The 19,400-nt window shown below is 65.6% G+C and carries 14 protein-coding genes and 4 pseudogenes; 8 read left to right on the top strand and 10 right to left on the bottom strand.

The genetic code is table 11. The features are described from left to right. Positions 1-11 precede the first annotated feature (11 nt). On the top strand, positions 12-779 hold the full coding sequence (locus tag OMK73_RS34090; RefSeq protein WP_267605886.1) for a glycosyltransferase family 2 protein: 768 nt from the start codon (positions 12-14) through the stop codon (positions 777-779). Here the strand turns inward: OMK73_RS34090 and OMK73_RS34085 are convergent. Both OMK73_RS34085 and dnaE read right to left on the bottom strand, forming a co-directional pair. Continuing rightward, positions 727-1,983: a glycosyltransferase gene (locus OMK73_RS34085; protein ID WP_267605885.1), complete on the bottom strand. Its 1,257-nt coding sequence runs from the start codon at positions 1,981-1,983 to the stop codon at positions 727-729. The genes OMK73_RS34090 and OMK73_RS34085 overlap by 53 nt on opposite strands. Positions 1,984-2,079: 96 nt before the next feature. Then, positions 2,080-5,589, bottom strand: a pseudogene (gene dnaE, locus OMK73_RS34080) (DNA polymerase III subunit alpha). A gap of 182 nt (positions 5,590-5,771) precedes the next feature. Between dnaE and OMK73_RS34075 the strand changes: the two are divergent. Next, entirely contained in the window at positions 5,772-6,629 is an 858-nt protein-coding gene (locus OMK73_RS34075; RefSeq protein ID WP_267605884.1) for a sulfurtransferase, read from the top strand. 15 nt (positions 6,630-6,644) lie between these two features. On the opposite strand, the pseudogene OMK73_RS34070 reads toward OMK73_RS34075, so the two are convergent. From OMK73_RS34070 to rpsP, 5 genes and pseudogenes are all read right to left on the bottom strand, one after another. After that, positions 6,645-7,324 (bottom strand): annotated as a pseudogene (locus OMK73_RS34070) (NUDIX hydrolase). A gap of 142 nt (positions 7,325-7,466) precedes the next feature. Further along, complete coding sequence (rplS, locus tag OMK73_RS34065; RefSeq protein ID WP_267605883.1) at positions 7,467-7,871, bottom strand: 50S ribosomal protein L19; 405 nt, start codon at positions 7,869-7,871, stop codon at positions 7,467-7,469. 75 nt (positions 7,872-7,946) lie between these two features. After that, a pseudogene (gene trmD, locus OMK73_RS34060) lies at positions 7,947-8,734 on the bottom strand (tRNA (guanosine(37)-N1)-methyltransferase TrmD). An 81-nt stretch (positions 8,735-8,815) separates the two neighbouring features. Next, complete coding sequence (gene rimM / locus OMK73_RS34055; RefSeq protein WP_267606614.1) at positions 8,816-9,403, bottom strand: ribosome maturation factor RimM; 588 nt, start codon at positions 9,401-9,403, stop codon at positions 8,816-8,818. 160 nt (positions 9,404-9,563) lie between these two features. Continuing rightward, a complete protein-coding gene (rpsP, locus tag OMK73_RS34050; RefSeq protein ID WP_006158390.1) occupies positions 9,564-9,818 on the bottom strand; it encodes a 30S ribosomal protein S16 in 255 nt (84 codons plus the stop codon). Positions 9,819-10,026: 208 nt separating this feature from the next. Between rpsP and OMK73_RS34045 the strand changes: the two are divergent. The 5 genes and pseudogenes from OMK73_RS34045 to OMK73_RS34025 all read left to right on the top strand — a co-directional run bounded on the left by OMK73_RS34045 (position 10,027) and on the right by OMK73_RS34025 (position 14,548). Continuing rightward, positions 10,027-11,095: pseudogene (locus OMK73_RS34045) on the top strand (PQQ-dependent sugar dehydrogenase). Positions 11,096-11,254: 159 nt separating this feature from the next. After that, positions 11,255-11,662 (top strand): hypothetical protein, encoded by a 408-nt coding sequence (locus OMK73_RS34040; RefSeq protein WP_267605882.1) that lies wholly within the window; start codon positions 11,255-11,257, stop codon positions 11,660-11,662. A gap of 267 nt (positions 11,663-11,929) precedes the next feature. Further along, entirely contained in the window at positions 11,930-12,415 is a 486-nt protein-coding gene (locus tag OMK73_RS34035; RefSeq protein WP_267605881.1) for a TM2 domain-containing protein, read from the top strand. Between the two features lie 26 nt (positions 12,416-12,441). Continuing rightward, positions 12,442-13,344, top strand: coding sequence for a LysR family transcriptional regulator (locus OMK73_RS34030; RefSeq protein WP_267605880.1), 903 nt, complete (start codon positions 12,442-12,444; stop codon positions 13,342-13,344). Between the two features lie 121 nt (positions 13,345-13,465). Continuing rightward, positions 13,466-14,548 (top strand): PA0069 family radical SAM protein, encoded by a 1,083-nt coding sequence (locus OMK73_RS34025; protein WP_267605879.1) that lies wholly within the window; start codon positions 13,466-13,468, stop codon positions 14,546-14,548. 34 nt (positions 14,549-14,582) lie between these two features. Here OMK73_RS34025 and OMK73_RS34020 read toward each other — a convergent pair whose 3' ends face one another. Next, positions 14,583-15,086 carry an Lrp/AsnC ligand binding domain-containing protein gene (locus OMK73_RS34020; RefSeq protein ID WP_006158394.1) on the bottom strand — a complete coding sequence of 168 codons (504 nt, stop codon included), beginning with the start codon at positions 15,084-15,086 and terminating at the stop codon, positions 14,583-14,585. Positions 15,087-15,195: 109 nt separating this feature from the next. Between OMK73_RS34020 and OMK73_RS34015 the strand changes: the two genes are divergently transcribed. Further along, on the top strand, positions 15,196-16,500 hold the full coding sequence (locus tag OMK73_RS34015; RefSeq protein WP_267605878.1) for a D-amino acid dehydrogenase: 1,305 nt from the start codon (positions 15,196-15,198) through the stop codon (positions 16,498-16,500). A gap of 74 nt (positions 16,501-16,574) precedes the next feature. Here the strand turns inward: OMK73_RS34015 and OMK73_RS34010 are convergent, their stop codons facing one another. Both OMK73_RS34010 and OMK73_RS34005 read right to left on the bottom strand, forming a co-directional pair. Further along, the gene (locus OMK73_RS34010; protein WP_267605877.1) at positions 16,575-18,359 is read right to left on the bottom strand and encodes an acyl-CoA dehydrogenase; all 1,785 of its coding nucleotides are present in this window, start codon (positions 18,357-18,359) and stop codon (positions 16,575-16,577) included. Between the two features lie 104 nt (positions 18,360-18,463). Next, entirely contained in the window at positions 18,464-19,399 is a 936-nt protein-coding gene (locus tag OMK73_RS34005) for an electron transfer flavoprotein subunit alpha/FixB family protein (protein WP_174423155.1), read from the bottom strand. Between the last annotated feature and the right edge of the window lies 1 nt (position 19,400).

Here is a 19,400-nt window from a genome sequence, read left to right as displayed (position 1 = left end):
AAACAAGCTCTATGAGAATCTCAGTCGTACTAATTACAAAAAACGAGGCACATAACATCCGGGAGTGCCTGGAAAGCGTGTCCTGGTGCGACCGCGCGATTATAGTGGATTCAGGTAGCCGGGACGGCACGGTCGAGCTGGCCCGAAGCCTGGGTGCGGAGGTCTTCGAAACCGAGCACTGGCCCGGCTTCGGCGCCCAGAAAAACCTGGCGGTATCGAAGGCCGACGGCGACTGGATCTTCTCCATCGACGCCGACGAACGGGTCACCCCCGAGCTGCGCGACGAGATCCTCGCCGCGGTGGCATCCGGCCAGTCCGATGCGTACGAGGTGCCTCGGCTGTCGCGCTTTTGCGGCCGCTTCATCCGCCACGGCGGCTGGTACCCCGACTACGTCACACGGCTGTTCCGCCGTGGCTGCGCCCGCTTCACCGACGATCTCGTGCACGAGCGCGTGGTAGCCGATGCGCCGGTCGGCAGGCTCAATTCGCCGCTGCTGCATTACACCTATGACGATTTCTCGCAGGTGCTGCAAAAGATCGACAAATACTCCAGCCTGGGCGCCCAGCAGGGATTTGCCCGCGGCAAGACGGCGTCGCCCGCCAGCGCCGTGCTGCATGGCGCCTGGGCATTCCTGCGCACCTACCTGCTGCGCCGCGGCTTCCTGGACGGCGCGCAGGGGCTCGGCGTGGCGCTGATGAATGGCCAGGCCAGCTACTACAAATACATCAAACTGTGGTACCTGCAGCAGAAGAGCGAGCAGCAGGTGCCGCCACGGTAGGGGCTGCCGCCCCTGCCTGAGGTGCACCCAGCAGCCCCTCGACACAAGCGCTGAAGGCCGCCGAGGTGGGGCCAAAGCCCATCTGCTCGATGTGGACCGCCGCATAGGCCAGCAGGCGGGCGCGCAGCGGCGCGTCCTCGAGCCCGAGGCGGATCGCCTCCGCCAGCGCCGGCACATCGCCAACCGGCGTCAGCAGGCCGGCCTTGCCCTCGGCCAGGATCTCGCGCGGGCCCACCGGGCAATCGGTGCTCACCACCAACTGGCCCAGCGCCATGCCTTCGAGCAGCACATTGGGCAGCCCCTCCATCTTGGAGCTGAACGCCATCAGCCGCGCATGGTGGATCCACGCATAGGGATTAGCCTGGAAGCCGGCAAAGCTGACGCGCTCGCTGATGCCGAGCTCGCGCGCGAGCGCTTCGAGCCGGCCGCGCGAAGCGCCGTCACCCACCAGCACCAGCCGCTCGCACAAGCCCGTGCCCCTGACCAGCGCCGCGTAGGCCCGCAGCAGCGTGGTGAAATCCTTCTGGCTTTCCTCCAGCCGCCCCACCGAAACGATGTAGGGATAAGCCAGCGGGGTGAAAGGCGCCTTGCCGAGCGCGCGAATGCGATCGAGGTCGGTGGCGTTGTACAGGCGGATGAATTTGTCGGCGGCCTCGGGAATCAGCGCCCGCGCGTCGGCCAGCATGCTGTCGTTGAGCACCACGATGCGGTCATAGTGCTCGCGGCACTGGCGCCGCAGCTTGCGCAGCTTGCGGCGGTTCTCGCGCTCCAGGTGGGCCACGCTGAAATGCTGGTAGCCGATCATCGGCACCGGCAGGCGGCCGGTCAGCCGCGAGAGCGACATGTCATAGTCGATGACCAGGTCATAGTCCCGTGCGATGCCGCGAAAGCGCCGGTTGACCAGCGGCTTGCGCAGCGGCGGCAACAGCACTTCTTCATAGATCTTGCCCAGCGGGCCCAGCTTGCCGGCTTTTTTCAGTTGCCGGCAGTGCGAGAGCCAGGCCTCCGGCGCGAGGATATGGATCTTGACGTCCGGCGGCAGCATCGCGCGGAAATGCGTCTCCAGCGCCTCGGTCGGATAGGTCAGCGTCAGGCCGATCTCGAAGCGCTCTCGATCCAGCGAGGCCAGCAGCGATACCAGCGAGGTCTCGATGCCGCCGCGCAGAAAGTGGGTCAGGTGGAAGAGGATGCGTTGCTTGGCCATGCGGGGCTTGTGTGATCCATGGAAAGACGAAGATGGACGGCAGCAAGGCCGGCCAGGGCGGCGCACTGCCGTTGCCGCCCTGCCGGCAAGCCCGGGTCAGCCGTACAGCATGCGGACATTCTCGCCAGACAGGGCCGCGCGGAAGCTTGCCAGGGCATCGTCGGATGGCGTGACCAGCCACTGCCGGCCCAGCTCCGCCTCGCAGCGCGCGCCGGTGGTGGCGTAGCTCACGCGCACCGGCACGCCTGGCGTATTGGCCACGTTCGCCAGGTAGGGCGTAAGCAACTCGCGCAGCAGTTCGGTGGAGGCATTGCCGTTGAACGCCAGGCCTACCGCCTCGGCGTACTTGGCGCGCGCCGCCACCAGGTCCATCACCGATTCGGCGGTGAAGCGCACGCCACCGGTAAAGGTGTCATGGCGGGCATTGCCCTGCACGATCACCATCTCGTCCTCGCGGAACATATGGCGGTTGGCATCGAACAATTCGTTGAACACCGTCATCTCGACCTGCCCGGTGCCGTCGTCGAGCAAGACGATCAGCATCTTGCCGCGCTGCGTCATCTGGGTGCGCATGCCGGTGATGACACCGGCGATGACCTTGCCGCGCACGTCGCGGCCGTAGCCGCCGCCGTTGCCCTGCACTTCCTTTTCCAGGCCGGCCAGCGTGCCCTTGAGGAAGCGGCCGACTTCGTCGCGATAGGCGTCGAACAGGTGGCCGGAGAAGTAATAGCCCAGCGCCTGCTTTTCTTCCTGCAGCATGCGCTTGGGCGCCCAGGCCGGCTCGTCGACCAGCTCGGGACGGTGCGATTCGCCGGCGTCGGCCATCAGGTCGAACAGCGACACCTGGTTGGCCGATTCAGCCTTCTGCTCGGCGGCTTCCATGGCGCGCGACACCGAGGCCAGCAACTGGCCGCGATTGTCGTTGAGGCTGTCGAAGGCGCCGGCGCGGATCAGCGCCTCGATGGTGCGGCGGTTGACCTGGCGGCGGTCGACGCGCTCGCAGAAATCGAACAGGTCGGCAAAGGGCTTTTCCTCGCGGGCACGCAGGATGTCCTCGATGGCGCCCTGCCCCGAGCCCTTGATGCCGCCAAGGCCGTAGCGGATGGTCTTGGCATCGGTCGGCGCGAAGCGGTATTCGCTGGCGTTGACGTCAGGCGGCAGCACCTGGAGCTTGTTGAGCTTGCAGTCATCAAAAGGATCTTGACCTTGTCGGTATCGTCCATGGCGAGCGACATATTCGCTGCCATGAACGCGGCCGGATGGTGCGCCTTGAGCCAGGCCGTGTAGTAGGCCAGCAAAGCGTAAGCGGCCGCGTGCGACTTGTTGAAGCCGTAGCCCGCGAACTTTTCCATCAGGTCGAAGGTATCGTCCGCCTTCTCGGCGGTCAGGCCGTTCTTGGCCGCACCCTCGCGGAACAGCTCGCGGTGCTGGGCCATTTCCTCGGCCTTCTTCTTGCCCATGGCGCGGCGCAGCAAGTCGGCGCCGCCCAGCGAGTAGCCGCCGATGATCTGCGCCATCTGCATCACCTGCTCCTGGTAGACCATGATGCCGTAGGTCTCCTTGAGCACCGGCTCGACGCGCGGGTCCGGGTACTCCACCTTCTCGCGGCCGTGCTTACGGGCGCAGAAGCTGGGGATCAGGTCCATCGGGCCCGGGCGGTAGAGCGCCACCAGCGCGATGATGTCCTCGAAGCGGTCAGGCTTGGCGTCCTTCAGCATGCCCTGCATGCCGCGGCTTTCCAGCTGGAACACCGCGACCGTGTTGGCCGTCTTGAGGATGTCGAATGCCTTGCTGTCGTCGAGCGGGATGTGGCTGCAGCTCCAGTCCGCCATGGACGGGTCGAGCCGGCGGATATAACGCTCGGCCCAGTCCAGGATGGTCAGCGTGGTCAGGCCCAAGAAGTCGAACTTGACCAGGCCGGCCGCTTCCACGTCGTCCTTGTCGTACTGGCTGACCACGCCGCTCATGCCGTCGTTCTGCGCGCCCTGCGTATAGAGCGGGCAGAAGTCCGTCAGCTTGCCCGGGGCGATCAGCACGCCACCGGCGTGCATGCCGACGTTACGCGTCATGCCTTCCACGCGCTGCGCCAGCTCCAGCAACTGGCGCACTTCTTCTTCGTTCTTCTCGCGCTCGGTCAGCAGCGGCTCTTCCTTCTTGGCTTCCTCGATGGTGACGAGCTTGCCCGGCTTGAAAGGGATTAGCTTGGCGATGCCGTCGACAAAGCCATAGCCCAGGTCCAGCACGCGGCCCACGTCGCGCACCGCCGCCTTGGCGGCCATGGTGCCGAAGGTGGCGATCTGCGATACCGCGGCGTGGCCGTACTTCTCCTTCACGTACGTGATCACGCGATCGCGTCCCTGCTGGCAGAAGTCGATGTCGAAGTCGGGCATCGAAACCCGTTCCGGATTCAGGAACCGCTCGAACAGCAGCGCGTACTTAAGCGGATCCAGATCGGTAATGCCGAGCGCATAGGCCACCAGCGAACCGGCGCCGGAGCCCCGTCCCGGGCCAACCGGCACGCCGTTGTTCTTGGCCCAGTTGATAAAGTCCGCCACGATCAGGAAGTAGCCGGGGAAGCCCATCTTGATGATGGTGCCGGTCTCGAACTCGAGCCGCGCGTAGTACTCGGGGCGCTTGGCCTCGCGCACGGCTTCGTCGGGGAACAGTACCGCCATGCGCTTTTCCAGGCCTTCCTTGGCCAGGTGCACGAGGTAGTCGTCGAGCGACATGCCGTCGGGCGTGGGAAACAGCGGCAGGCGCGGCTTGCCCAGCTCCAGCGTGAGGTTGCAACGGCGCGCGATCTGCACCGCGTTTTCCAGCGCGGACGGGATGTCGGCGAACAGCGCGCACATCTCGTCCTGGGTCTTGAAATACTGGTCGGTGGTGAAGCGCCGCACGCGGCGGGGTTGGCCAGCAACTCCCTTCGGCGATGCAGGTGCGAGCCTCGTGCGCGGTGAAATCGTCGGGCGTCATGAACTGCACCGGATGCGTTGCCACCACCGGCAGGCGCATCCTGGCCGCCAGCTGCACCGCCTGCTGCACATAAGCATCGGTGCCAGGCAGGCCGGCGCGCTGCAACTCGATGTAGAACCGCTGCGGGAACACCTTGGCCCAATGCGCGGCAGCCTGCGCCGCGGCCGCATCGTTGCCGTTGGCCAGCGCCATGCCGATGTCGCCGCCCATGGCGCCGGACAGCGCAATCAGGCCGGTAGCCAGCGGCTGGCCCTCTTCGCCGGTTTCATCGAACCAGGCCGGGTCGATCTCGGCGCGGCCGCGGTACTGGTTGGAAAGCCATGCGCGCGACAGCAGCACGCAGAGATTGAGGTAGCCAATCCGGTCCTGGACCAGCAGCAGCAGCCGCGCCGGCTTGTCGCGATCGTCGGCGTTGGTGAGCCAGACGTCGGTGCCGACCACGGGCTTGACGCCACCGCCGCGCGCTTCCTTGTAGAAGCGGATCAGGCCGAAGGCATTGGCCAGGTCGGTCAGGGCGAGCGCGCCCATGCCATCGGCGGCCGCAGCCTTGACGGCATCGTCCAGGCGCACGATGCCGTCGACGACGGAGTATTCGGAATGGAGACGGAGATGAACGAAGCGAGGTGCAGACATGGCCGTAATTGTACCGGCTCGGCATGCCCGCGCCTGCCTTCTTTGCGCCACGCACCCGATCGCAAGACTGAGCCGGGCGCTCGGAAAAGCCCGGCACGAGGCCTGCAAGGCGCTATAATTTCGCCTTTCCAATCAGGCAGTTACCGCGCGCTCACACGGCGCGGGCCCGTTGCGCGCCACCTATGCAGATCGTAAACATCTCCGCTTACAAATTCGTCTCGCTGGACGACATCCCGGTCTTGCGCCCGGAAATGCGCGCGCGCTGCGAAGCACACGGGCTCAAGGGCACGATCCTGCTCGCGCCGGAAGGCATCAACCTGTTCCTGGCCGGCGTGCGCGAGGCCATCGACGGCTTCGTCGGCTGGCTGCACGCCGACCCGCGCTTTGCCGATATCGAGCCCAAGGAAAGCCTGTCGGAGAACCAGCCCTTCAAGCGCATGCTGGTGCGCGAGAAGAAGGAAATCATCACCATGAAGATGCCGCTGATCCGCCCCGAGGCAGGCCGCGCGCCGGCGGTCAAGCCGGTCGAGCTCAAGCGCTGGCTGGACCAGGGCCACGACGATGCCGGCCGCCCGGTGGTGATGCTGGATACACGCAATGCCTTTGAAGTCGCGGTCGGCACGTTCGAGCAGGCGGTCGACTACGACATCGCCAAGTTCAGCGATTTCCCGCCGGCCATCGCCGCGCACAAGGCGGAGTTCGAGGGCAAGACCATCGTGTCGTTCTGCACCGGCGGCATTCGCTGCGAGAAAGCCGCCATCCACATGCAGGAAGCCGGCATCGAGCACGTCTACCAGCTCGAGGGCGGCATCCTGAAGTATTTCGAGGAAGTCGGCGGCAGCCACTATCAGGGCGACTGCTTCGTCTTTGACTACCGCACCGCGCTGAACCCCAGCCTGGAACCGGCCGGCCCCAAGCAGTGCTTTGCCTGCCGCGCCGTGGTCACCGCCGAGGAACAGCAAAGCCCGCACTACGTGGTGGGCAAGAGCTGCCCGCACTGCACCGGGGAAGACATCGAGCCGGCGGCTGCAGCCGCCTGAGCGCGAGGGCAGCCCTCAGGCTGCCAGCAAGTGGTAGAGGTTGCGCAACATGCCGGCAGTGGCGCCCCAGATAAACCGGTGGCCGCCATCCTCGCGCGGAAACGGCATGGCGTAGAACAGCCGCTCGCCGTCCACCCAGCGGAACAGGCGCTGCTGGTGATGCGACGGGTCCATCAGGAAACCCAGCGGCACCTCGAACACATCGGCAACCTCGCGCGCATCGGGGCGCAGCGTGAAACCGTCGCGGACCAGGCCCACCACCGGGCTCACATGGAAGCCGGTGCCCGTGATGTAGTCGGGCAAGCTACCCAGCACTTCCACATAATCGCGCGCCAGCCCCACCTCTTCCTCGGTTTCGCGTAGCGCCGTGGCAGTCCGGTCGATATCGAACGCCTCGTGCCGCCCACCCGGGAAACTGATCTGCCCCGCGTGCGCGCTCAGGTTGGCGTTGCGCTCGGTCAGCAGCACGGTCAGCCCATCCTCTCGCTCCACCAACGGTACCAGCACGGCTGCATCGCGCAGCTTCAGGCTGCGGTCATAGGCGCGCGACTCATCGGTCAGCTCGGGGTCCCAGACAGGCGGCGACTGGAGCCGGTGGCGGATGAACTCCGGCTGCAGGCGCACGTCGGCCAGCGGGGGTGCCGGGTATCGGTGGCGACGATGGGGAGGGATTCGGGATCAAAGGCAGGACGCATAATCGTTGCGAGTATGACAGAAGCCAGCCAAAACGTTTGTGCTGCGACGCGGCAAACGTGGCACGCCGAGATGCAAAAAGGGCACCCGAGGGTGCCCTTTTGCGCAGCTGCGACCGGCAAGCCGATCGCGGCAACTGGCGCCTTACTGAGCAGCAGCCTTGGCAGCAGCCTTGGCCGGTGCCGACTTGTATGCCAGCTTTTCCTTGATCCGCGCGGACTTGCCCGAACGCTGACGCAGGTAATACAGCTTGGCGCGGCGGACGTCGCCACGGCGCTTCACTTCGATCGCGGCGATCAGCGGCGAGTACAGCTGGAACGTACGTTCCACGCCTTCACCCGACGAAATCTTGCGCACGATGAAGGACGAATTCAGGCCACGATTGCGCTTGGCAATCACGACGCCTTCATAAGCCTGGACGCGCTTGCGGCTACCTTCCACCACGTTCACGCTGACGATCACGGTGTCGCCGGGTGCGAATGCGGGGATGGTCTTGTTCGCGGTCAGACGCGCGATTTCGTCTTTCTCGATCAGCTCGATGATGTTCATCGTTTCTTCTCCTTGTCCATCATGCCGACGTTGTATGCCCCAGGCATGGCCTGGGCCCCGGCAGAGGATGGGGTTTCACTTGGCGGGAGCGAACTCCCGCCCTTCTTTCGCCAGCCATGCCGACAGGAATTTCTCGTCGACCCGGCTTAGCAACCCTTGGCTGCGCGCTGCCTCGATCAGATCGGGGCGCTTCTTCGCAGTATTTGCCAGCGCCTGCTGGCGCCGCCACTTCTCGATCTCGGCATGATGGCCCCCGAGCAAGATATCGGGCACCCGCACACCTTCGTATTCTTCCGGCCGCGTGTAGTGCGGACAATCCAGCAGCCCGTTGACGAAGCTGTCCTGGACAGCCGACTGGGCGTCGCCCAGTACACCCGGCAAATGCCTGACCACCGCGTCAATCACGGCCATGGCCGGCAACTCGCCGCCCGACAGCACGAAATCGCCGAGGCTGATTTCCTCATCGACCCGTCGCTCGATCAAGCGCTGGTCGATCGCTTCATAGCGGCCACACAGCATCACCAGGCCGGGGCGTTGTGCCAGCGACATCACTTTTGGTGCGTCAGCGGCGCGCCTTGCGGCGACATCAGCACCACGTGCGGCCGTACCGGCTCAGCCTGCGCCGCCTGCTGGGCGGAACACGCCGCGTCGATGGCATCTTCCAGCGGCTTGGCCAGCATCACCATGCCAGGGCCGCCGCCATAGGGGCGATCGTCGATGGTACGGTAGTTGTCGCTGGTGAAGTCGCGTGGATTCCAGGTGCGCAGCGTGTAGCGCTGCTGCTTTGCCGCCCGGCTGGTAATGCCCCAGTCGGTCAGCGCGCGGAACATCTCGGGAAACAGCGTGATTACGTCGAACTGCATCCGCCTCTCCCTTTACTTGCCCAACACTCGCCCACCGGCCATCGCCGGCCAAGCGCCCGCGCATTCACCAGCTCGGGCCGCTCAGTAATCCAGGCCCCAGTCCACCACCACGCGCCGGGCCGAAATATCGACCGAGCGCAGGAATGCGTCGACAAAGGGAATCAGGCGCTCACCCGCCTTGCCATCGGGCAAGGCATGCGCCACCTGCAGGATCTGGTGCGCACCGTTGTCGATCAGCCCGGACACTTCGCCCAGCGACTCGCCCTGCTCATTGAACACGGCGCAGCCAATCAGATCGACCCAGTAGAATTCATTTTCATCCGGCGCGGGGAAATCCTCGCGACGAATCCAGACACGGCGACCCTTGAGCGCTTCCGAGTGATTGCGCTCGGACACGCCGCTCGCCTGGGCCACTACGGTACCGCTGTGCTCGCGGGACTGCACGATCTTTACGCACAAGGCCTCGAAGGCAACGGCATCCGCCGCGCCAGCCAGGCCGGTTGGCGGCGGTTTCAGCAGCCACCAGCGGCGCGCGTGCAACAGCGCGCTCGCATCGTCGGCATGCGGCTGGACCTTGATCCAGCCCCGTATTCCATAAGCCGCGCCGACATAACCGACCTCGATCAGGTCGTCCGGCAGCTTATCGGTATACGCCAGCGCCGCCGGCAACCCGGTTGCGCCGCGATTGAGACTGGGCTTTTCCTGCTCACCGGCCTCGCGCCGGGCCGAGGGCTCGAGCGGCACGTTGAGTGGCCGCCGCGCCGGGGCGCCTTGCTTGCGTTCTGTCACGTGTCGTTTGCCACGCGTCGCGAAACGCGCGTCACAACTATCAGGCTACAGCCTTGGCGGCGTTTTGCTTGACCAGACGGGCAACCGTCGGCGACAGCTGGGCGCCAACGCCGGTCCAGTACGTCAGGCGGTCTTGCACCAGACGCAGGCCTTCTTCGCTTGCCGAAGCCAGGGGATTGTAGAAACCAATACGCTCGATGAAACGGCCATCGCGACGATTACGCGAGTCAGCAGCGACGATATTGAAGAAGGGGCGCTTCTTGCTGCCACCGCGAGCCAGACGGATTACGACCATGGGTTTGATTCCTCAGAAAACTTGATGTTCGAACACGAAACGCAAGAGTATAGACCAAATTCCGAGGCCAAACAAACACTTAGAGCGATTGACGCGACACCCGGCCACAGGCATCGTGGTGAAAACCCCGACAGGAGAGCGCGCCATGCGTTTTCACCTTCACATTCGCAGCTTCCGGACCCTGCTCGCGAGCACTTTCGCGGCGTTCGTGGCAGCGATCTGGCTCAGTCCCGATGCCAACGCCGCCCTGCCGCTGGAGCAGATCCAGCTGCCGCCAGGCTTTCGCATCGAATTGCTGAGCGCGGAGGTGCCGGAAGCACGTGGCATGACCCTGTCGCCGGGGGGCACGCTCTTTGTCGGCACCCGCGGCGAAGGCAAGGTGTATGCAATCCGCAACCCGCTGGCGCCCGCCCCGAAGCTCAGGACCGTCGCCACCGGCCTGACCATGCCGGTAGGCGTGGCCTTCCGCGACGGCGCGCTTTACGCCTCCTCGACCTCGCGGATCGTCCGCCTGGATGACATCGATGCCCGCCTGGACAACCCGCCCAAGCCCGTTGTGGTAAGCGATCGCTTCCCTCCGAAACGCATCACGGATGGAAGTTTATCGCCTTTGGCCCGGATGGCTATCTGTATGTGCCGGTCGGCGCCCCCTGCAATATCTGCGCGCCCGACGAAAACCGCTACGCCAACATCATGAAGATGAAGCCCGACGGCACCGACTTGCAGGTCGTGGCCAAGGGGTGCGCAATTCGGTGGGCTTCGACTGGCACCCGGCCACCCGCCAACTCTGGTTCACCGACAACGGGCGCGACATGCTGGGGGACGATGTGCCCGACGACGAGCTCAACCGGGTGACCCGGGCCGGCCAGCACTTCGGCTATCCGTACTGCCACGCTGGCAGTGTTGCCGACCCGGAATTCGGCAAGCAGCGCGCCTGCTCCGAGTTCGAGCCGCCGGTGGCAAAGCTGGGCGCCCACGTCGCCGCGCTCGGCATGCGCTTCTATACCGGCACGCAATTCCCCGCCGAATACCGCAACAATATTTTCATTGCCGAGCACGGCAGCTGGAACCGAACCAAGCCGATCGGCTACCGCATCGTCCGGGTGGTGCTGAACGAGCGCGGCCAGGCGGTGCGCCAGGAGGTGTTCGCGCAAGGCTGGCTGCAGGGCGACAAACCCTGGGGCCGGCCCGTCGATGTCCAGGTTGCCCCGGACGGCTCACTGCTGGTCAGCGACGACATGGCGGGCGCGGTATATCGCATCCGCTACGCACCCTGAACCCTTGCCGCGCGCGGGATACGGCGTGGCTCTCGGGACAGTAGCGAAACAATCCGTTACACCGGTAACGGCTTTAGCATAGGCGCGTCGAAGACGCGTGCGTACCATGAACCCATATCTCGAACAACCTCACCACGCGACAGGATACTGGGATTCCGCATGCTCCCCCGCACCCTCCTGCGCGACTCGGTGGCTGGCATCCTGTTGGCCGTTTCTTTGCTCGGCCTCACTGCTGTCAGCCATGCACAGGTCGCGTTTTGGCAACATAGCCGGCCCGAAGGCCGGAATGTGAGCAATGCGCAAAGCCAGCCTGGCCAGGGCGCATGGGCGATGGCGAGCGTACGCGCTGAACGGCAAGACCATGTGCGGGCCCAGATCGAACGAATGGAAGCCCGCGCGCGCGCCGATGACCGCCTGAATGGCCGCCCCCAGTCGCCCCAGGAACGCGGCGATGAACGCAACCGGCAGCCCGATCGCAATATGCAAGGCGACAACGGGCGCGGCGACCAGCGCAGCTCCGGCATGGGCCCGGGCTGGCAAGCGCGCGGACGAGACGGCGGCCGCTAGGCACGCCGGCCCCCTCCCCACCCACTTCCTGGCTGATTGCCCTGCCCGCGGCGATCAGCGCTCCCCTGGCTTCCCCTCCTTGACGATGTGCCGCGAAAGGAACTCTCGCGGGTATTGCTCGTCCGACGCGTATAGCCTCCTGCCTTGCTCCGCCGGCGTCCGCCCGCGTTTGATGCCAGCGTACAATGAGCGCCGACGCCAGCCTGACTGGCACTCACCTGATTTTGCGTCGGCCGCCCCTGCCGGCCATTAACCTAGCTGTCGCCCATGCCTGCCGCCACCCAAGTTTCAGCCACCGCTAGCCCCAAGCCGCTTCAGGGCAAATCCAAACTGATCACGGTCGCACTGGCCTTCCTGTTCGGCACCGTGGGCCTGCATCGCTTCTACCTAGGTGGCTTGCGCGATAAATTTGCCTGGGCGCACCTGCTGGCGGCACTCGCCGGGGTCATCGGCGTCATGTCGATGCAGACGGGCGCCGGCTTGCCGGCCCTGAACTGGACCTTTGCCATTGCCGGCGGCACGTCGGTGATCAGCGCGTTCCTGGCGGCCATCGTGTATGGCCTGCGCCCCGACGATAAATGGGATGCCCGCTTCAACCCGCATGGCACGCCGACGCGCTCGGGCTGGCCCGTCGTGATCCTGGTCATCCTGTCCCTGCTGATCGGTACCGGCCTGTTGATGGCAGGCCTGGCCATCAGTTTCCAGACCTTCTTCGAATCCCAGGTCGAAGCCGCGCGCGCCTTGTCGCAGTAAGCCCCAGGCCCCGCACCCCAGCGCCGATGCACTTCGACCTGCTGGACATCGCCGTGTTCGTGCGCGCTGCGTCGCTGGGCAACCTCTCGGCCGCGGCGCGCGATCTCGGGCTGTCCACCTCCTCGGCCAGCAGCCGCCTGGCGCAGCTCGAGCAGCAGCTCGGCACGCGGCTGCTGCACCGGACCACGCGCCGCATCTCCCTGACCGGCGAGGGCGAGCGCTTCCTCGAACATGCCGCGCAATTGCTCGACACGGCCGACCAGGCCGCGCAGTCGGTCGGCCACGGCGCGCAAGCGCCCCAGGGGCCGCTGCGGGTCACGGTGCCCGCCTCCTTCGGCCGCCAGCACGTCTCGCCGGCCATTCCCGCCTTCCTCGCTGCCTATCCCGGCCTGACACTGGACCTGCGCCTGACCGACCATGTGATCGGCCTGGTCGAGGCCGGCGTCGACGTGGCACTGCGCATGGGCGCGCTGCCGGACTCATCCCTGGTAGCACGCCCCCTGGCCCCGAGCCATCGCACCGTTTGCGCTTCGCCCGCCTATCTCGCCGCGCATGGCACGCCCCGTCACCCGGAAGACCTGCGCAACCACAATTGCATCGTGCTGGGCGACCAGGCCTCCTGGCAGTTCGACACGGCGCTGGGCAAGACCGCGGTGGCGGTCACCGGCAACCTGCGCACGGACAATGGCGAAGTCATCCGGGATGCGGTCCTGGCTGGCATGGGGCTGGCGCTCAAGTCCACCTGGGATGTTGGCCCCCACTTGCGCAGCGGTGCGCTGGTCAGCGTGCTCCCCGATTACCCGGTGCTGCCGGCCGTGTCGATCTGGGCGGTCTATCCCAGCCGTCGCCAGGTCCCGGCGAAGACGCACGCGTTTATCGATTTCTTTGCCGCGCACTTCGGCTCCCCGCCCTACTGGGACTGCCCCTAGGCAGGGTCTTCCGCCTATTCAGCCTCCTCTGCCTCTTCGGCCCGGTAAAAACACGCCTTGGCTGTTTACGCGAAACACTGTATAAATATACAGTACAAACCGTAGCCGCAGGACCGCCAACGTGACGACCCGACCTCCCTCCTCCAGCCCGCTGAAAGGCCGGGCGGCGCGCTCGAACGATGTCAGCCGGTTCGACGCCTGGACCCGCGAGCGGGTCGCCGATGAGTCCCAAGCCTTCGATGAGCCAGAGACACCCCAGATCCAGACCATTGTCTTCACGGAGAAAGCCAAGCGCATCATTTCGCGCAACCAGTCGCCAGACCTGCCGTTCGACGCGTCCATCAATCCGTACCGCGGATGCGAGCATGGCTGCATCTATTGCTATGCCCGGCCCAGCCATGCCTATCTGGGGCTTTCGCCGGGCCTCGACTTCGAAACCCGCCTGTACGCAAAAGACAACGCCGCCGCCCTGCTCGAGGCCGAGCTGGCTCACCGCAACTATGTACCGACGGTAATCGCGCTGGGAGCCAATACCGACCCCTACCAGCCCATCGAGCGGGATCTCAAGATCACGCGCGGCATCCTGGAAGTGCTGGAGCGGTTCAACCATCCGGTGGCCATCACGACCAAGTCGGGCGTGGTCACGCGCGACATCGACATCCTGCAGCGCATGGCGGCCAAGAACCTGGTCCGAGTCCATATGTCGGTCACGTCGCTCAAGAATGAAATCGCCCGCACGCTGGAGCCCCGCGCCAGCGCGCCGGCGCGCCGCCTGGCCGCCATCGCAGCGCTGAGCGAGGCCGGCATTCCGGTGGGGGTGATGGTGGCGCCGGTCATTCCGAGCCTGACCGATCCGGAAATGGAGTCCATCCTCGAGGCGGCAGCCAAGGCCGGGGCGAAAACGGCGGCGTATATCCTGCTGCGCCTGCCGCGCGAGGTGGAGCAGCTGTTCTCCGAGTGGCTGGCCACCTACCATCCGCTGCGCGCCCGGCATGTGGAGAGCCTGGTTGCGCAAATGCGCGGGGGCCAGGCCTACGACTCCCGGTTTGGCACGCGCATGACCGGCACGGGCATCTTTGCCGAACTGCTGCGCAAGCGCTTCAAGCTCGCCTGCCAGCGCTTCGGGCTTAACGCCGAGCGCCATCCCCTGACCACAGAGCATTTTTCCCGGGCGAGCGCCGCGCCGCAGATGTCGCTGTTCTAGGCCGTGTTGCCAGATACAGCAGGCCAGCGCGGCTTCAGGCGTGCGGGGCCTTCTCGTCGACCGCAATCGCCAGCGTTTCCTTGATCTCTTCCATCACCACGTAGCTCTTGGACTGCGCGGCGCCCGGCAACTGCAGCAGGATGTCGCCCAGCAGGCGGCGATACTCGCCGATCTCGCGGATGCGGGCCTTGATCAGGTAGTCGAAATCGCCCGAGACCAGATGGCACTCAAGTACCTCCGGGATGCGCGACACCTCGCGGCGAAACTGCTCGAACATATTGCCGGACTTGTTGCCCAGCGAGATCTCGACAAACACCAGCAGGCCGCTGCCGAGCAGCGCGGGATTCAGGCGCGCGTAATAGCCCATGATGACGCCGTCGCGCTCCATGCGTTTGACCCGCTCGATGCATGGCGTGATGGTCAGGCCGACCGCTTCCGCCAGTTCCTTCATCGACATGCGCCCGTCCGCCTGGAGCAAAGCCAGGATCTTCCGATCCAGCCGGTCCAGGCTGCGCACGGGCTGACGACTTGTTCTCATTAGTTCTTCCTGTTTCCCTGAAAATTACGACAACTATGACTACCAATATTTCAATAGTATAGATGTAAATACTTTATCCATTCTATTTCTTGGTTGCGAGCTTCCGACTATGCGCGTTCTCGTTCTTGGCAGTGGCGTAATTGGCGTTACCAGCGCCTGGTACCTGGCCCGTGCCGGCCATGAAGTCACCGTGATCGACCGTGAGGCCGCGCCCGCGCTTGGGACCAGTTTTGCCAATGCCGGCCAGATCTCCCCGGGCTATGCATCGCCCTGGGCCGCGCCCGGCGTGCCGCTCAAAGCCATCAAGTGGATGTTCCAAGAGCACGCCCCGCTCTCCATCAAGCCGGACGGTACGCTGTTCCAGCTCCAATGGATGTGGCAGATGCTGATGAACTGCAGCGCCGAGCGCTATGCCGTCAACAAGGAGCGCATGGTGCGGCTGGCCGAGTACAGCCGCGACTGCATCCGGGCCCTGCGCGCCGATACCGGCATCGCCTACGAAGGCCGCCAGCAAGGCACGCTGCAACTCTTCCGCACCGCCGAGCAGCTCGACGGTGCCGCCAAGGACATTGCCGTGCTGGAACAAGCCGGCGTGCCCTACCAGTTGCTATCGCGCGAGGAACTCGCCGCCAGCGAACCGGCCCTGGCCGCCGTCAGCCACAAGCTGAGCGGCGGCCTGCGGCTACCCAACGATGAAACCGGCGACTGCCAGCTGTTCACCCGGCAACTCGCCGCCATGGCCGAGGGCCTGGGCGTGCAGTTCCACTACAACCGCTCCATCGACGGGCTGCTGACCAAGGGCGATGCCGTTACCGGCGCCATGGTTGGCGGCGAGCCCGTCTTGACCGACCTGGTCGTGGTAGCGCTGGGTAGCTGGTCGACGCCGTTCGTGAAGAACATCCTGCCGGGCCTGTCGAACCTGCCGGTCTATCCGCTCAAGGGCTTCTCGCTCACGGTGCCCATGACCAATGCGGACCGCAGCCCCGTTTCCACCGTGCTCGACGAAACGTTCAAGGTGGCGATCACGCGCTTCGACGATCGCATCCGCGTAGGCGGCATGGCGCAGATCGTCGGCTACGACCGCTCGCTCGACCCGGCCAAGCGCCGCACGCTGGAGCATGTGGTCACGGACCTGTTCCCGGGCGCGGGCGATGTCAGCCGCGCCAGCTTCTGGACTGGCCTGCGCCCGATGACGCCGGACGGCACCCCCATCGTCGGCCCCACGCCGCTCAAGGGACTGTGGCTCAATACCGGCCACGGCACGCTGGGCTGGACCATGGCCTGCGGCTCGGGCAAGCTGCTGTCGGACCTGGTGTCCGGCACCGCGCCGGCGATCCGCGCGGACGACCTCTCGGTCATGCGCTATCTCAAGCCGGCGAGAACGCACGCCGCGCCGCGTCACGCGACGGCCTGACCCGCGCACTGTTCCAACGCGCGATAAAAAGGCGGCCCCGCGGGGCCGCCTTTTTCTTGCCGGGATCAGGAGGCTCAGAACTGCGCTTCGCTCAACGCATTGACCGGCGCCGCACCCGCCACGATGGCATCGCGCAAACCCGATGCCTGCGACAAGATGTGCTCCGCGAAGAAATGCGCGGTAGCAATCTTGGCGTCGTGGAAGGACGGATCCTCGCCACGCTTCGCATCCGCGGCCAGCATCGCCCGGCCAAGCTGCCAGCCCGAAAACACGATGCCGCAGAGCTTCAGGTAAGGCACGCTGCCGGCAAACACGGCATTGGGATCCGACTTGGCGTTGGCCACGACGAACGCCACCACGGCCTCCAGTGCCGCGCGCCCCTTGGCCAGTTGCGCCTGCACCGCGGTGAACGCCGCGCCACCATGCTTGCCCAGCGCCGCTTCGGTCTCGGCGATCTGCGCACAGATCGCCCGGGCCACCGCACCACCGTCGCGCACCGTCTTGCGGCCGACGAGATCGTTGGCCTGGATCGCGGTCGTGCCTTCGTAGATCGGCAGGATGCGGGCATCGCGATAGTGCTGGGCCGCGCCGGTTTCCTCGATGAAGCCCATGCCGCCGTGCACCTGCACGCCCAGGCTGGTCACATCGATCGACAGCTCCGTGCTCCAGCCCTTGACGATGGGCACCATGAACTCGTAGAACGCCTGGCTTTGCTTGCGCACCGCTTCGTCGGCGTGCTGGTGCGCCGTGTCGCACGCCGCCGCGGCCACATACGCTACCGCACGCGCGCCTTCGATCAGCGAGCGCATGGTCATCAGCATGCGCTTGACGTCCGGGTGATGGATGATGGTCACCGCCTCGCGCGCCGAGCCATCGACCGGACGGCTTTGCACGCGCTCGCGGGCAAAATTCACGGCCTGCTGGTAGGCCCGCTCCGACACGGCGACGCCTTGCATGCCAACCGAGAAGCGCGCCGAGTTCATCATGATGAACATGTATTCCAGGCCGCGGTTTTCCTCGCCGACCAGCGTGCCGATGGCGCCGCCGTGGTCGCCGAACTGCAGCACGGCTGTGGGGCTGGCCTTGATGCCCAGCTTGTGCTCGATCGACACGCAGTGCGCGTCGTTGCGCGCGCCCGGCGAGCCGTCTTCACCCACCAGGAACTTGGGCACGATGAACAGCGAGATGCCCTTGACGCCCTCGGGTGCCGTGGGCGTGCGCGCCAGCACCAGATGGACGATGTTCTGCGCCATGTCGTGCTCACCGTAGGTGATGAAGATCTTGGTGCCGAACACCTTGTAGGTGCCATCGCCCTGCGGCTCCGCACGCGTACGCACGGCGGCCAGGTCCGAGCCGGCCTGCGGCTCGGTCAGGTTCATGGTGCCGGTCCATTCGCCGGAGATCAGCTTGGGCAGGAAGGTGGCCTTCTGCGCGTCGCTGCCCGCGGTCAGCAGGGCCTCGATGGCGCCGTCGGTCAGCAACGGGCACAGCGCGAACGACAGGTTCGCCGTGTTCAGCATCTCGTTGCAGGCCGTGGCGATCAGCTTGGGCAAGCCCTGGCCACCGAACTCCTGCGGATGCAGCACGCCCTGCCAGCCACCTTCGCCAAACTGGCGGAACGCGTCCTTGAAACCGGGTGTGGTGGTGACCACGCCGTCCTTCCAGCTGCTGGGCTCGATGTCGCCGATGCGGTTGAGCGGCGCCACCACTTGTTCGTTGAATTTGGCCGCCTCGTCGAGCACCGCCTGCGCCGTCTCCGGCGTGGCGTCCTCGAAGCCGGGCAGCTTGCTGACGGCGTCAAGATCAGCCAGTTCGTTCATCACGAACAGCATGTCCTTGAGCGGGGCACGGTAGGTCATCGATGTCTCCGGTATGTATAAAAAGCCGTTCTCGGGCGGGCCCGGAACGGCTTGTACTTCCTGATCGAGCCCGGCGCGTCAAACGCCGTGCCGGGCAGTGGGGATCAGCCCAGCGCCGCCACCAGTTCGGGCACGACGGTGTTCAGATCGCCCACCAGGCCGTAGTCGGCCACCGAGAAGATCGGGGCTTCGGCGTCCTTGTTGATCGCGACGATCACCTTGGAGTCCTTCATGCCGGCCAGATGCTGGATCGCGCCGGAGATACCAACGGCGATGTACAGCTGCGGCGCGACGATCTTGCCGGTCTGGCCGACTTGATAGTCGTTGGGCACGAAGCCGGCGTCCACGGCAGCGCGCGAAGCGCCCATCGCGGCGTTCAGCTTGTCGGCCAGCGGCGTCAGCACCTTGGTGTAGTTCTCGCCGGAACCCACGCCACGGCCACCGGACACGATGATCTTGGCAGCGGTCAGCTCGGGGCGGTCACTCTTGGTGACTTCGCGCGAAACGAATTGCGAGATGCCAGCGTCGGCCACTGCGGGCAGGTTTTCGACGGCGGCCGAGCCACCTTCGGCGGCGGCGGCGTCAAAGCCGGTACCGCGCACGGTGATGACCTTGACCTTGTCCGACGACTGCACGATCGAGATCGCGTTGCCGGCGTAGATCGGGCGCTCGAACGTGTCCGGGCTGTCGACCTTGGTGATGTCCGACAGCTGGGCTACGTCCAGCTTGGCCGCGACGCGCGGCAGGATGTTCTTGCCGTAGGCCGATGCGGGCGCCAGGATGTGGCTGTAGTCGCTGGCGATGGCCAGGACTTGCTCGGCCACGTTCTCGGCCAGGCCGTCGGCGAACTGCGGCGCGTCGGCCAGCAGCACCTTGGACACGCCGGCGATCTTCGCGGCAGCAGCAGCGGCGGCAGCGGCATTGGCGCCAGCCACCAGCACGTGGACATCGCCGCCGCACTGGGCGGCTGCCGTCACCGTGTTCAAGGTAGCGGCCTTGATGGATTGGTTGTCGTGTTCAGCAATGACGAGTGCAGTCATG

The organism is Cupriavidus sp. D39, from assembly GCF_026627925.1.
GTDB classification, from domain to species: Bacteria; Pseudomonadota; Gammaproteobacteria; order Burkholderiales; family Burkholderiaceae; genus Cupriavidus; species Cupriavidus ulmosensis.
The sequence above is the reverse complement of the archived record's forward strand: the minus strand, read 5'-3'. Positions and strand labels throughout refer to the sequence as shown.